The 14,362-nt window shown below is 62.9% G+C and carries 11 protein-coding genes; 6 read left to right on the top strand and 5 right to left on the bottom strand.

Annotated elements, in window-relative coordinates; all coding sequences use genetic code 11:
• Positions 1-20: 20 nt before the first annotated feature.
• Both ACQ7C1_RS02270 and ACQ7C1_RS02265 read right to left on the bottom strand, forming a co-directional pair.
• A complete protein-coding gene (locus ACQ7C1_RS02270) occupies positions 21-1,535 on the bottom strand; it encodes a malonate--CoA ligase (protein ID WP_097597729.1) in 1,515 nt (504 codons plus the stop codon).
• On the bottom strand, positions 1,532-2,956 hold the full coding sequence (locus ACQ7C1_RS02265) for a malonyl-CoA decarboxylase (protein WP_430957147.1): 1,425 nt from the start codon (positions 2,954-2,956) through the stop codon (positions 1,532-1,534). The genes ACQ7C1_RS02270 and ACQ7C1_RS02265 overlap by 4 nt, the downstream gene beginning before the upstream one ends.
• A 165-nt stretch (positions 2,957-3,121) precedes the next feature.
• Here ACQ7C1_RS02265 and ACQ7C1_RS02260 point away from each other — a divergent pair, with 165 nt between their 5' ends.
• Entirely contained in the window at positions 3,122-3,772 is a 651-nt protein-coding gene (locus tag ACQ7C1_RS02260; protein ID WP_097597731.1) for a GntR family transcriptional regulator, read from the top strand.
• Positions 3,773-4,065: 293 nt separating this feature from the next.
• On the opposite strand, the gene ACQ7C1_RS02255 is transcribed toward ACQ7C1_RS02260, so the two are convergent.
• Complete coding sequence (locus ACQ7C1_RS02255; protein WP_085777184.1) at positions 4,066-4,467, bottom strand: acyl-CoA thioesterase; 402 nt, start codon at positions 4,465-4,467, stop codon at positions 4,066-4,068.
• A 266-nt stretch (positions 4,468-4,733) separates the two neighbouring features.
• On the opposite strand from ACQ7C1_RS02255, the gene ACQ7C1_RS02250 reads away from it, so the two are divergent.
• From ACQ7C1_RS02250 to ACQ7C1_RS02235, 4 genes are all read left to right on the top strand, one after another.
• Entirely contained in the window at positions 4,734-5,669 is a 936-nt protein-coding gene (locus tag ACQ7C1_RS02250; RefSeq protein WP_430957146.1) for a histone deacetylase family protein, read from the top strand.
• A 2-nt stretch (positions 5,670-5,671) separates the two neighbouring features.
• Positions 5,672-5,923, top strand: coding sequence for an exodeoxyribonuclease VII small subunit (locus ACQ7C1_RS02245; RefSeq protein WP_039618216.1), 252 nt, complete (start codon positions 5,672-5,674; stop codon positions 5,921-5,923).
• Between the two features lie 87 nt (positions 5,924-6,010).
• The gene (locus ACQ7C1_RS02240) at positions 6,011-6,778 is read left to right on the top strand and encodes an SDR family NAD(P)-dependent oxidoreductase (protein ID WP_430957145.1); all 768 of its coding nucleotides are present in this window, start codon (positions 6,011-6,013) and stop codon (positions 6,776-6,778) included.
• An 89-nt stretch (positions 6,779-6,867) separates the two neighbouring features.
• Positions 6,868-7,791, top strand: coding sequence for a pirin family protein (locus ACQ7C1_RS02235; protein WP_430957144.1), 924 nt, complete (start codon positions 6,868-6,870; stop codon positions 7,789-7,791).
• 36 nt (positions 7,792-7,827) lie between these two features.
• Here the strand turns inward: ACQ7C1_RS02235 and ACQ7C1_RS02230 are convergent, their stop codons facing one another.
• Positions 7,828-9,807 carry a phospholipase D-like domain-containing protein gene (locus ACQ7C1_RS02230; protein ID WP_430957143.1) on the bottom strand — a complete coding sequence of 660 codons (1,980 nt, stop codon included), beginning with the start codon at positions 9,805-9,807 and terminating at the stop codon, positions 7,828-7,830.
• Positions 9,808-10,071: 264 nt separating this feature from the next.
• On the opposite strand from ACQ7C1_RS02230, the gene dxs reads away from it, so the two are divergent.
• Positions 10,072-11,988, top strand: coding sequence for a 1-deoxy-D-xylulose-5-phosphate synthase (dxs, locus tag ACQ7C1_RS02225; protein ID WP_430957142.1), 1,917 nt, complete (start codon positions 10,072-10,074; stop codon positions 11,986-11,988).
• Between the two features lie 293 nt (positions 11,989-12,281).
• On the opposite strand, the gene ACQ7C1_RS02220 is transcribed toward dxs, so the two are convergent.
• Positions 12,282-14,225, bottom strand: a complete 1,944-nt coding sequence (locus ACQ7C1_RS02220; protein WP_430957141.1) for a methyl-accepting chemotaxis protein — start codon at positions 14,223-14,225, stop codon at positions 12,282-12,284.
• Positions 14,226-14,362: the final 137 nt, after the last annotated feature.

The following is a 14,362-nucleotide window of genomic DNA, read 5'->3' as shown; positions in this document are numbered from 1 at the left end:
CCTCCCAGAGGGCGGTCGCCTTACGTCCTGGTGTAAAGATCGGCGTATTGCTGCCGCAGGATGTTCTTCTGAACCTTGCCCATCGTGTTGCGCGGGAGGTCGTCGGCGAAGATGATGCGTTTGGGTTGTTTGTAGCGCGCGAGGCGGTCTTGGAGGGCGCTGACAATGCTCTTTTCATCCAGGACGGCGCCAGGCTTGCACACGACGACGGCGGTGACGCCTTCTCCGAAATCGGGATGCGGCACGCCGATCACAGCGCTTTCGACGACACCGTCGATCTGGTCGATCTCGCTCTCGACCTCTTTCGGATAGATGTTGTAGCCGCCCGAAATCACCAGATCCTTGCCGCGGCCGACGATGTGGACATAGCCGTCCCGATCAATCTTGCCGAGATCGCCGCTGATGAAGAAACCGTCGGCGGTGAATTCGGCCGCGGTTTTCTCCGGCATGCGCCAATAGCCCTTGAAGACGTTCGGCCCCTTGATCTCGATCATGCCGGTTTCTTCAGGCGGCAGCACCTGCCCGCTGGCGGGATCGGTGACGCGCACCGTCACGTCAGGCAGCGGCAAGCCCACCGTCCCGGCAATCCTCTTTCCGTCATAGGGGTTCGACGTGTTCATATTGGTTTCCGTCATGCCGTAGCGCTCAAGAATGGCATGGCCGGTCCGCGCCTGGAACGCGTTATGCGTCTCCGCCAGCAGCGGCGCCGAGCCGGAGATGAACAGGCGGATGTTGGCCGCCGCTTCTTTGCCGAATCGGGGGCTTTGCAGCAGGCGCACATAGAAGGTCGGCACGCCCATCAGCATCGTTGCCTGCGGCATCAGCGAAACGACCTCATCGGCGTCGAACTTCGGCAGCAGGAACATCGAGGCGCCGGCGAGCAGGGTGACGTTGGTGGCGACGAAGAGCCCGTGCGTGTGGAAGATCGGCAGGGCATGAATCAGCCGGTCATCTGATGTGACGCGCCAGTAGTCCCGCAGGGTCAGGGCGTTGGAGAGCAGATTTCCATGGGTGAGCATCGCTCCCTTCGAACGGCCCGTTGTTCCCGAGGTGTAGAGGATCGCGGCCAGATCATCGGCGGCGCGCGAGGCATCGACAAAGTCGGCCGGCTCGTCGCGCGCAAGATCGAGCAAAGAGCCGCTACCGTCGGAGTCGAGGGTTTCGACGATCGCGCCGTGGCGTTTGGCGATGGTCTCCACGCCTTCCCGGGCGGCCGGGGCGACGACCACCAGACGCGGCTCCGCATCACCGATGAAATAGTCGAGCTCGGCCAGCGTATAGGCGGTGTTGAGCGGCAGGTAGACGGCACCGCTGCGAAGACAGGCGAGATAGAGGATGAGCGCCTCGACGCTTTTTTCGACCTGCACCGCAACCCGGTCGCCGGGGCGGATGCCGAGCGTGTCCATCGCGCCGGCGATGCGGCCGGAAAGAGCGAAGGCGTCGTCATAGGTCCATATGCGGGTGCTATCGATCCGGATGAACGCTGCGTCGCCGGGCGCGGCGGCCCGCATGGCGTCGAAAAGATGGTTACTCACTTTCGCCCTCCTCCAAGCGTGGAATTCATCAGTTGTACGAATGCTCGAGAGCCCTGCTGGCCATGGCCGCCGCGGCGGCCGTCATCGCTCTGGCTGAGCAGGTTTTTGACGGCGGGCGAGGCGATCACTTCGCCGCGCTGCGCCAGCGCCTCGTGGTTGGCGACGATGTCGTCGAGCTTGTAGAGGTAATTGACCATCAGACCGTGCGCCTGCTGGATAGCCTTGGGCGAGCGGTCGCCGAGGAAATTCAATCGTTCAAGCCGCGCGCCATTGCCGAGATGGAAGCGGGCAACGGGATCGACGGGACGGCCCTCCGGCGTCCGCTCGGTCAGGAAGTAGCGGGCCGCAAGCGGCAGCAATATGCGCTCCACTTCGGCCGCGCCGTTCTCCTTGCCGGGCCAGTTCGGATCGTCGAGCAAGGCCAGCGTTTTCAGGGCCGCTTCGGATAGAACCAGGCCGTCTGCCGAGGCGCGCACCTTGGCAAGCCAACGGGCAAAGCCCGGGACCGGCGACAGTGTGACGAAATTCTTCAGGCCGGGCAGGTCGCGGCGCAGGTCTTCCACGACCTGCTTGATCAGGAAATTGCCGAAGGAGATGCCGCGCAAGCCATCCTGGCAGTTGGAGATCGAATAGAAGACGGCCGTCGTCGCCTCGTCGGCATTGATCTGCTCCCTGCCCTCATCGAGCACATCGGCGATCGCCTTCGGCACGGATCGGGTAAGCGCCACCTCAACGAAGACGAGCGGCTCGTCGGCCAGTCGCGGATGGAAAAAGGCAAAGCATCGACGGTCGGCCGGCGCCAAGCGACGGCGCAACTCCTCCCAGCTGGCGATCTCATGCACGGCCTCGTACTTGATGATCTTCTCCAGGATGTTTGCCGGCGTCGACCAGTCGATGGGTCGCAGCGTCAGGAAGCCGCGATTGAACCAGGAGCCGAACAGATGCGTGAAGTCGGCATCAAGCGCGTCATAGGCTTCTGATCGGTCTTTGGAAGCAAGCAGCTGCTGACGCATGCGAACGAGCGTGGCGGTGCCGTTCGGCGCGTGATTCAACCGGCGCAGAAGCTCCTGCCGCCGCGGCTCGGCTGCCTGGTGGAGCGCAATAACGGCGGCCGAACTCTTGTCGGTGCGGTAGCGTTCAATCGCCTGGTCGAGCTTGCTCGCATCAGGCCCGAATTTTTCGTGAAGCATCTGGAGGAATGCCTGCGCGCCCTCGCTGTCGAGGGCCTCCCAGCGATCGAGTATCTCGGCCGCAAGGGCCATGCCGGATGCTTCGCCCCGGCTCGACAGCAGCATTTCACAGAGGGTCTGAAGATCGGCTTTGGCGGCGGCCTGTGTGTTGCGCGAGCCGGAAAACAAAAGCTGGCGACCGTGATCCGTGATGCTTTGCAGCATGTCGGTGAAGAAAGACGCCTCGGGCATGCCATTCTCCTCTCTTCCGAAGACCAGCCGTATTGTGCGGCCATTCAGACCATCTGCTTCCCATCACCGGGCTTCATCGGTAGTATGTAGAGTGTCATCTTTCGTACACGGCGTCAACATTCGTGTATACAAGAATGGCGATTGTGTATGAAGGGTGCGAGACAAATGTCAGAGAATGCCGGCCGGTGGCTTCGGGATGAGATTGAAAACGCGATACTTTCCTACGAGTTCGCCCCTGGTGAACGGCTTGATGAAACGGTGCTTGCCAATCGCTTCGGCGTTTCGCGAACGCCGGTGCGCGAGGCGTTGATGCAGCTTGACGCCATCGGGCTGATCGAAATCCGCCCGCGCCGCGGTGCGATCGTGATAGATCCCGGGCCACACCGGATCTATGAGATGTTCGAGGTGATGGCGGAACTCGAAGGCCTGGCGGGATCGCTCGCCGCACGCCGGCTGGACAAGGCCTCCCGGGAAGCGATCACCGCCACCCACAGCCGCTGCGAACAATCGGCCGGCGCCGGCGACAGCGATGCCTATTATTACGACAATGAGGAATTTCATAAGGCGATCTACGCGGCAAGCCGCAGCGATTTCCTTGAGGAGCAATGCCAGCAATTGCATCGACGCCTGCGGCCGTACCGCCGCCTCCAGCTGCGCGTGCGCAATCGCCTGTCGACCTCCTTCTCGGAACATTGCGCCATCGTCGACGCGATCTTTGCCGGAGATGGAGATGCCGCCCGCCGCCTGCTTCGAACGCATGTCGGCATTCAGGGCGAGAGGTTCAGCGATCTGGTGGCCAGCATGGCGTCGAGATGACGAGAGGCCCAAATTTCAGCCGGCGGAAAGCCGAGCCGCATCGCGGAGATCAAGGAAACCATCTGCGTAAAAACCGCAAGCACCGGGCTCTTACTCTTGAGGTTCATCTCCACGATGCGGGGAAACGAAAGTTTTTTTCTTATTCGGCCAGGCCGAGCGAAGTGCTTTCCAGAAATCCCGCAGCGCCAGAAGCAGCGCGGCTCTTTGTGTTCCATACATGAACTTCACGACGTCGTCGGCGTCCCACCGACCGGTCTCTCGCTCGTCCTTCATCGCTACCTGCCGCAACGCCCCTAATCCAAAAATCCATAGAGCCAGTCGCGCGTTTCCTCCGGCAGGGAGGCCGGCTGCTCGTCCTCTCTGTTGCGGGCCTGCCATATGATCTCGACCTCGGCGGCGCGCTCCTCCCCCGTGTCGATCGAAACCAAAAAGCCGATGGAGCGCACGCCGATCTTGTCGATGGCGGCGGTGAAGATTGCCGGCTCGTCATGGTGCAGCGGGCGGTGAAGCATGCAGGAGATCTTGCTGGCGCTATAGAGCGGTTCGTCGTCTACATCGGGCCGTGCCGACCAGAAGCTCGCAATGACGGATTCAGCGTAAGAAATATAGGAGGCCAGGAACATCTTGCCGTTCATATCGACATCGCGAAACGGCACGCGTATTTCCGTCACCCCAGGACGCTTTGACTCACTCATCAACAATACTGCCTTACAACATTCCCCCAAACCGACATTACTGCATAATTCATTGGATCGAAACAGATTTGATTCAAAGCGTTAGAGCCTGGCTTGCAGGTTCTCGAAGGCGCGCCGCGGGTATGACGATGCGATCGGAGCAAATATTGCGAGCAACGGTTCGCGTCCCGTAGCGTGCGCAAGCGCCGCGGGAGCACTTGTTGAAATCGGCGGGCGATGCCCCATCTGCTGTGGAACATGACAGAAGCGGCCGATAGAGTGTCTCCATGAGCACCCGTCTTTACGAACACCCGATCTTCCTGGAACATGTGACGCCCGCCGGACACCCCGAGCGGTCGGACCGGATCCGCGCCATCAACGTCGCGCTGGAGCATCCGAATTTCGAACGGCTGGAGCGCCGGCAGGCGCCGCAGGCGAGCGAGGATGCGGTGCTGCTTGCCCATCCGGAGGAGCATCTTGCCGCTGTCATAAGGGAGATTCCCGAGGAAGAGGATCGGATCAACCAGCTCGAAGCCGATACCTATGCCAGCGTCAAGAGCCTGCAGGCGGCGCTGACCGGCATCGGCGGCGCGATGGCGGCGGTGGACGACGTCTTTTCCGGCCAGGCCGACAATGTCTTCGTCGCCGCCCGTCCGCCCGGGCACCATGCCGAGAAGATGACGGCGATGGGCTTCTGCTTCTTCAACAATGCGGCGATCGCCGCCCGCCATGCGCAGAAGAGGCACGGCGCCGAGCGCGTCGCCATCGTCGATTGGGACGTGCATCACGGCAACGGCACTCAGGATATCTTCTGGGACGATGCCTCGGTGCTGTTCTGCTCGACGCATCAGATGCCGCTCTATCCCGGCACAGGCGCCAAGGAGGAGAAGGGCAAGCACAATACCATCGTCAATGCGCCGCTTTCGCCGAATGTCGGCAGCGATCATTTCCGCGAAGCGTTCAAATCGCGGGTGCTGCCGGCACTCGACGATTTCCGGCCGGATCTGATCATCATCTCCGCCGGCTTCGACGCGCATCACCGCGATCCGCTGGCGCAGATCAATCTGACGGGTGAGGATTTCGACTGGGCGACGGGCAGAGTCCTGGAACGGGCCGACCGGCACGCGAAGAACCGGGTCGTCAGCCTGCTCGAAGGCGGTTATGATCTCGAGGGGCTGGCCGAATCGGCGGGCATGCATATTCTGAGAATGATGAAGGGTTGAGAATGACTGACAGCGCCAAGCCTGAAGTATCAGGCCTTTCCTTCGAAAAGGCGGTCGCCGAACTCGAAAGCATCGTTGCCCGGCTGGAACGCGGCGACGTGGCGCTTGATGAATCCATCGAGATCTATGAGCGCGGCGAAGCGCTGAAGAAACATTGCGAGACGCTGCTTTCGGCGGCCGAGAACCGCATCGAGAAGATCAGGCTCGACCGCGCCGGCAGGCCACAGGGCGTCGAGCCGCTGGACGGCGCCTGAGCGTAGCGAACTCGGCACTTGAAGACGCTTGGCGATCGGCTTTCGGTCGATCTATGATCCCCTTCCGACACCATCAGGGGACAGACAATGACGGACAGATTGAAGGGCAAGGTCGCCATCATCTCGGGCGGCGCGACCGGCATGGGGGGTGCTGCCTCGAAGCTGTTTGCGGCCGAAGGTGCGCGTGTTGCGATCATCGACCGCAATGGTCAGGCGGCCGCCGAGACCGTGAAGCAAATCCGTGATGCCGGCGGCGAGGCCGACTGCTGGACGGCCGATGTCTCGGACGAAGCCGCCGTCAATGCCGCCGTGGCCGGCGTCGAGGAACGCTATGGCGCGGTGACGGTCCTCTTCAATCATGCCGGCACCATCGTCATCAAGCCTTTCCTGGAGACGACGCTTCAGGAATGGGACTGGCTGCACGCCGTCAATGTGCGCTCGATGTTCCTGATGACCAAGGCGGTGCTGCCGAAGATGATCGCCGCCGGCGGCGGATCGATCGTCTGCACCTCGTCGATCTCGGCGGTCGCCGCCACACCGATGGAAGTGCTCTACGACACGACCAAGGGCGCGGTGCATATGTTTGCCCGGGCCATCGCCGTCGAATTCCGCGACCGCAACATCCGCTGCAACGCCGTCTGCCCCGGCTTCATCCGCACGCCGCACGGGCTGCGCGAGGTCGCCGACCTGCAGGCGCTCGGCGTCGATGTCTCGGATGCCGCCATCGCCGCGCAGCAGGGACGGATCGGCGAGCCCGAAGACGTGGCGCGGGCCGCACTTTACCTCGCCAGCGATGAATCGAGCTTCGTCAACGGGGCCCATCTCTTCGTCGACAACGGCTTCACCGCGATCTGACATCATGGAGCCTCTTCGGCACATCCTGTTGGACGCGCGGCGCTGCAGGGACTATCTGTGCCTGGTGTCTTTGCGATCGGAGATCCCTGATGTCCTTCTTTCCCGGTAAAGATCCCCTGCCCGGCGATGCTTTCGCCTGCGATGCGATCGAGAACCTGATCATCCCGCGCACCAGCGATATCGGCGGCTTCCAGGTGCGGCGCGCGCTGCCGAGCCGGCAGCGGCGGCTGGTCGGGCCGTTCATCTTCTTCGATCGCATGGGACCGGCGATCCTGAAGCCGAACGAGGCGCTCGACGTCAAGCCGCATCCGCATATCGGCCTGTCGACGGTCACCTATTTGTTCGACGGCGAGATCCGCCATCGCGACAGCCTCGGCACCGAAAAGGTCATTCGTCCCGGCGACATCAACCTGATGACGGCCGGGCGCGGCATCGTGCATTCCGAGCGCACGCCCGACAATCTGCGCGGCCATCCGCTGCTGATGTCGGGGCTGCAGACCTGGCTGGCGCTGCCCGACGACAAGGAGGAGATCGATCCCTCCTTCGCCCATACGGAAAAGTCCGACATGCCGCTGATCGAAACATCAGGTGTGCGCGGCCGTGTCGTCATCGGCTCGTTCGAAGGCATGACGTCGCCGGTCGGCACGTTCTCCGACACACTTTATGTCGATCTCAACCTGCAACCGGGCGCCCGCTTCCCCTTCGGCGCCGGCCATGAGGAGCGTGCCGTCTACGTGCTGTCAGGTGAGGTCGTCATAGCAGGCGACCGTTTCGCCGCCGACCAGCTGCTGGTTTTCCGGCCGGGCGATCCGATCACGCTCGAAGCCGGCAGCGACGGCTGCCATCTCATGCTCTTCGGCGGCGCGGCGCTGAATTCGAAGCGCTACATCTGGTGGAATTTCGTTTCCTCCTCGAAGGAACGGATCGAAAAGGCCAAGGAGGAATGGCGCACCGGCCGCTTCGACATCGTGCCGGGCGACGAAGAGGAATTCGTGCCCCTGCCGGAAGGCTGACGGCGGCGACGCGCCGCCGGCAAACTCTCCCGGAATTCAACCCTTCGCGAAATAACGTGTCAGCGCACCTTTCGTGCGGTTGACGTAGCCGTCCTGCCAGCTGTCGTCGACGTTGAGAAAGCCCGACCAGCCTTTCTTGCCCTGCCGTTTCAGCTCCGCCTCGACCGCGCGGAAGCGGTAGTGATCGTAGACGTCGAGGATATGGACGGCATAGGCTTCGGCAAGCGCGCGGTCGCCTTTGACGATCAGCATGTTCTCGTCATTGGCGTAGGAAGCCTTGAAACCGAGATTATGGCTGCCGAGGACGACGACGCACTCATCCGATAAGGGATCGATCACCAGCACCTTGTCGTGAATGATGGCGCCGACTTTCTTGGCGGTCAGTTCCTCCGCGCCGAAATCCGCCAGGAGCTGACGGTCGTCGATGCGCGAGGCCCGGACGATCGAGACATTGGCCTCGTCGAACGTATGCGGCGAGATGGCGTCGACATCGTCGTCCTCGTCATCCGGGTCGTTCTTCCTGCCGGGAACGTAGTTAGGCATGGCCTGCGGGCTGGAAACGGCGCCGGTCACGATCAGCTTCTGGTCCTTGAGGCCGATGTCGATCGCCTCGCCGACGATGCAATCCTTGCCGGACTGTCCGGGATAGAAGGCCAGAAACAGCACCGCATGCTCGGCGCGGCGCATCAGCCGGTAGACCTCGCGAAGGTCGGGCGGTGTATCCTTGCCCTTCCTTCGGCTCTGCATGTTCGGCGAGAACCATGCTTCCACCGAAGCGCCATTGCCGGTGGGCACAATGGACGGCGTCTCGTTCGAGCGACGGAACGCCTTGCTCTGCTGGTTGTCGGGCATGCCGTCGTCGAATTCGACCGGCTCTTCCAGCGTTGCATTGTCTTCCAGCATCCGCTCCCAATAGGAGACATAGGCCGCGGCAACGGCATCGTTCCTGACGATCAGCGCATTGTTGGATTGGCCGGCAAGGCCCGTCGCCGTCCAGTTGGTGCTGCCGGTGAAGACGCTGCGATCCGCGCCGCCAGGCGGAATATGGACGACGAACTTGTTGTGGCCGATCTGACTCGAATTGTTGAACATGCGGTGGTGAATCTCAGCGCCGGCCTCGATCAACGCGTTACGTGCATGGGCATTGCGCACATCCCAGTTGTCACCGACCTTTCCGGTATTGGCGAGGATGAGGCTGAGCTTGTCCTTGTTGGCAAGCAGCAGGTCGAGCAGTTCCTCATCCTCGAGCTCGTAGAGCGCGACAAGGAACCGGCCAGGCGCATTCATGAAGTCCTTGAGCATGGGAATGACATCGCCGGCAAGATATTTGCGGATGCCGTTTTCCGGATTGGAGATCATGTCGATCAGCTCGTTCGGCTGTTTGACGCCGTCTTCCAAGAGCACGTTTCGCAGCCACTGGGCGGCGAGGATGCCGTTGGTGAAGGTGGACTCGAACTGGCCACGCTTGCGCGTCACATGCACCGGATTGGAGGCGACGGCCGGCCCGAGATAACCGAGCGGCCGCGGAGGCCCCTCATAGGCCTTGACCGCGATCTTCTCGAAGGTGCCGTCGAGCTTTTTGATCGGCCGGCCATTTTCATCCCGCTTGTTGATTTCGACGATCTCAGGCGTCGGATCGGGCGCGGCCTGCATGCCCGGCTTCAGGTCGCCGAGCGGGCGGATTTCATAGCGCACGCGGACCTCGTCCGGTCGGCGCTTCATCTCGTTGCGGCGCTTGCGCAGCGTCAGGTCGCGCCAGGACAGCTTCTGCACCGGCCAGAGCGACGTCGTCTGCGGCAGCCAATGCGGATTACGCTGCCCCTTGAAGGCGACCCAGGCGGCGCAGGTCACCCGGTCCTCGCTGCCGTCGGACCTTATCGACACGTTACCCTGTTCGTCGAGATAGACGCGGACGACTTCGAACCCGAGGCACCCGTCGATCTTGGCATCGATGTCCCAGGCCACATAGGCGACCTCGTTGTTCACATAGGCATGCGCTGCAACAATCGTTCCCATGACCCGTCCCCCAGTCAGTCCGGCAACATTGCTACCATTCCGTGTCATATTCAAGCTGTTCGCCAGCGCTTCGCGCATTCGATCGCCCGGGCAAAATCAGGCAAATGCAACTCACAGAAATAGAAAGTGATATCTTCCGAAACCGCTCACACTTTTTTCCGCCATGCTCTAAGGTGAAAACCTTCGGTTCCTGAAATGCACTTGTTTTGCCCCGATCTAATCGAATAAAGCGAAACGAGGAAAAGCAAGAAAGAGCACCCGCCCGTGACACAACTGCCGAAGACTCCCCTGCTCGACCAGGTCATCTATCCAGCCGACCTGCGCAAGCTCGAGGATCGCGAGCTGCCGCAGCTTGCCCGCGAAGTCCGGGACGAAATGATCGATGCGGTGTCGCGCACCGGCGGTCATCTCGGCGCCGGCCTCGGCGTGGTTGAGCTGACGATCGCCATCCACAGTGTCTTCGATACGCCCAACGACCGGCTGATCTTCGATGTCGGCCACCAATGCTATCCGCACAAGATCCTCACCGGCCGGCGCGACCGCATCCGCACGCTGCGCCAGGAAAACGGCCTTTCCGGTTTCACCCGCCGGGCCGAAAGCGAATATGATCCGTTCGGGGCGGCGCATTCCTCGACCTCGATCTCGGCCGGCCTCGGCATGGCGATCGCCGCCGATCTGGAGAAGACCGACCGCCGCGTCATCGCCGTCATCGGCGACGGGGCGATGTCGGCCGGCATGGCCTATGAGGCGCTGAACAATGCCGGCGCCCTCGACGCCCGCCTCATCGTCGTTCTCAACGACAACGACATGTCGATCGCCCCGCCGACGGGGGCGATGAGTGCCTATCTCGCCCGCCTCGCCTCGGGGCGCACCTATATGGGCTTCCGCGACTTCGGCAAGAAACTGACGGCCTATCTCGGCAAGAACATCGACCGGGCAATCACCCGCGCCGTCGAGCATGCGCGCGGCTACGTCACCGGCGGCACAATGTTCGAGGAGATGGGCTTCTACCATATCGGCCCGATCGACGGGCACTCCTTCGACCACCTGCTGCCGGTGCTGCGCAATGTGCGCGACAATGCCCGCGGACCGGTGCTGATCCACGTCGTCACCCAGAAGGGCAAGGGTTATCCGCCGGCGGAAGCCGCGGCCGACAAATACCATGGCGTCAACAAGTTCGACGTCATCACCGGCGCGCAGGCGCGGGTCAAGCCGAATGCGCCGAGCTATACCAGCGTCTTTGCCGAAGCGCTGGTGCAGGAAGCCGCCCTCGACGACAAGATCGTCGGCATCACCGCCGCCATGCCGAATGGCACCGGCCTCGACAAACTCGCCGAAGCCTTTCCGTCGCGCTGTTTCGATGTCGGCATTGCCGAACAACATGCCGTGACCTTCGCCGCCGGGCTCGCGGCGGAAGGCTACAAGCCGTTCGCCGCCCTCTATTCCACCTTCCTGCAGCGCGCCTACGACCAGGTCGTGCACGACGTGGCAATCCAGGGCCTGCCGGTGCGTTTCCCGATCGATCGCGCCGGCTTCGTCGGCGCCGACGGGCCGACCCATGCCGGCTCCTTCGACACAGCCTTCCTCGCCACCCTGCCCGGCTTCGTGGTGATGGCGGCGGCCGACGAGGCTGAACTCAAACATATGGTGCGCACGGCCGCCGCCTATGACGCCGGCCCGATCTCCTTCCGCTATCCCCGCGGCGAAGGTGTGGGCGTCGACATGCCGGCGCGCGGCGAAATCCTGCAGATCGGCAAGGGCCGCATCGTCAAGGAAGGCACCAAGGTGGCGCTGCTCTCCTTCGGCACCCGGCTTGCCGACTGTCTGCTTGCCGGCGAGGATCTCGACGCCGCCGGGTTGTCGACAACGGTCGCCGACGCGCGTTTCGCCAAACCGCTCGACCACGACCTGATCCGCCAGCTCGCCCGCCACCACGAGATGCTGATCACCGTCGAGGAAGGCTCGGTCGGGGGCTTCGGCAGCCAGGTGATGCAGTACCTTTCGAGCGAAGGCCTGCTCGACAACGGCCTGAAGATCCGCTCGCTCGTCATGCCCGACATCTGGATGGAACAGGCCAAGCCCGAAGCGATGAACGCTCATGCGGGATTGGATCGCGCCGGGATTGTTTCGACGGTGTTCCGGGCGCTTGGACGCGGGGTTGCCGTTGGAGTGGCCGGGTAAGTGATCGGCCGAGGGTGCGCCGCCCCTCATCCGCCTGCCGGCACCGACCGGGGTCGAGCCACGGGTCTCGACCCGTCCTTCGGACCCCCGTAAACGGGGCGAAGGGACCATGCCGCACCCTCTCCGTTCTCCATTAACCTTTCGCAGGGCACGTCCCCTCGCCCCGTTTACGGGGAGAGGGTAAGGGTGAGGGGCAGTTTCTTGCTCGCACCTATGCCAATCTTCTCAATAAAAAAGGGCAGCACATCACTGCGCCGCCCTCTTCCTTAGCCGTTCCTTCCGAAAGCGCGCTCTCAGAACTCCGTCCAGTCCTCCTGAACCGCAACCGCAGCACTCGCCTGTTTGCCGCCGAAGGCCTTGGTGACCTTGCTGGCGAGCGCGCGGGCCGGTGAGGCGATGGGGCGCGAGGCCGGCGTTGCGGCTGCCGTCCTCTGGACCGGAGCGGCAGGCTCGGTTCCGAGCTTGAACTGGCGCAGCAGCTCGTCCAGGGCGCTTGCTTCCTGGGCAAGCGCATGGCTTGCAGCGGTCTGCTGCTCGACCATCGCCGCATTCTGCTGCGTGCCCTGATCCATGTTGTTGACGGCGGTGTTGATCTCCTGCAGGCCGATCGACTGTTCGCGCGTGGCGGTGACGATCGCGTTGACGTTGCGGTTGATCTCCTGCACCTCGGCGACAATGGCTTCCAGCGCCTTGCCGGTTTCGCCGACCAGCGTAACGCCGGTCTGCACATGCGTGCCGGAATTGGTGATCAGGTCCTTGATTTCCTTTGCAGCCTTGGCGGAACGCTGCGCCAGCTCGCGCACTTCCTGAGCGACGACTGCAAAGCCCTTGCCTGCCTCGCCGGCGCGTGCCGCTTCGACGCCGGCGTTCAGCGCCAGGAGGTTGGTCTGGAAGGCGATGTCGTCGATGACGCCGATGATGTTGGAGATTTCGCCGGAGGATTTTTCGATCTGCTGCATGGCCGAGACCGCCTTGCGGACGACATCGCCGGATTTTTCGGCGCCGAGGCGGGTGCGCTCGACGAGATTGCCGACATCCTCGGCGCGCTTGGCGCTGTCGCGCACCGTCGTCGTCACCTGCTCGAGCGCTGCAGCGGTCTCTTCGACGGCTGCGGCTTGCTGCTCGGTGCGATGGGCAAGATCGTCGGCAGCCGAGCGGATTTCGCCAGCGCCTGCATTGATAGCCGAGGCATTGCGGCCGACCGACTGAAGTGCCGCCTGCAGCTTTTCGACGGCGTGGTTGAAGTCGTTGCGCAGGCTGTCATATTGCGGCGCGAACGGCGTCTGGATGCGGGCAGCGACATCGCCGACGGCAAGGCCGGCAAGGCCACCGGCCAGAGCGTCGACGGCATAGCGGAGCTCGCCTTCTTCGCGCGCCTTCTGCTCATCGCTTGCCTGGCGCTGGCGCTCTGCATCGTCGCGCATGCGGTCGGCTTCCCCGGCAAGACGCACCTTCTCGATCGCCGCCTGCTTGAAGACCAGGACCGACTGGGCCATGCGGCCGATCTCGTCGCCGCGTTCGACAGCCGGAACCTCGATATCGTTCTGGCCGCCGGCGAGCCGGTCCATGGCAGCGGTCATGCCGACGACCGGGCGGACGATGGTGCGCGACATCAGCCAGGCAAGAATGGCGGCGGCTAGCGAGGCGACGATGCCACCGGCAAGCAGCGTCGTCGTCAGATCGCTGTTGGCCTCGGCCCGGATCGCCGCGAGCGCATTCGACTTTTCGCGGGCGGTGGCCTTGATCTTGGCGGACGCCTGGCGGAAACCATCGAGCTGACCCTTGGCGGCGTTGACGCCGATCTTGACGACCTCTTCGATCGGCATGTCGGTTTCCTTGCGCGCCTTGGTCTGCGGTTCGGCAAGTTCATGGAAATAAAGGTCGGCCGCCTTCTGCATGCCGTCGATCATCTCGACCAGCTGCGGCTCGCCGGCCGCGGTCTGCTTGGCGGCGGCGATCGCCTTCAGCATGCGCTCGCGATTGGCGAAGACATCGCCATAGGTGCTGTCGCTGCGAAAGAGAATGAAGCCGCGCAGGTTGACCGCCTGCTCGAGCATGGCCTGCAGCGCATCGTCGATCTGGTTGACGAGCAGCTCCGATTTTTCCTGCTCGGCGGACGCGACCGCCGATGCCGTCGCCTTGGAAAAGACGAAAGCCGAAACGGACACGAAGATCAGAATGAGGGCTGCGAACGTGGCCGCAAGCTTCCCATTCAAGGATATGTTTTTAACAGACATCGGTGAGTTCTCCTGGCGACAGTCGGCGCGGCGAGAGACAGTCGCGCGCAAGGCGCAACCGCAGAGACTTGGAATTGGAAACATGATCGGCGGAAGACGCCTGCGCCTTCATGGCACGAAGCGGTTCGGACCAACCG

The organism is Rhizobium sp. Nf11,1, from assembly GCF_050587665.1.
GTDB lineage: Bacteria > Pseudomonadota > Alphaproteobacteria > Rhizobiales > Rhizobiaceae > Rhizobium.
This window is presented reverse-complemented; position numbering and strand designations above follow the sequence as displayed.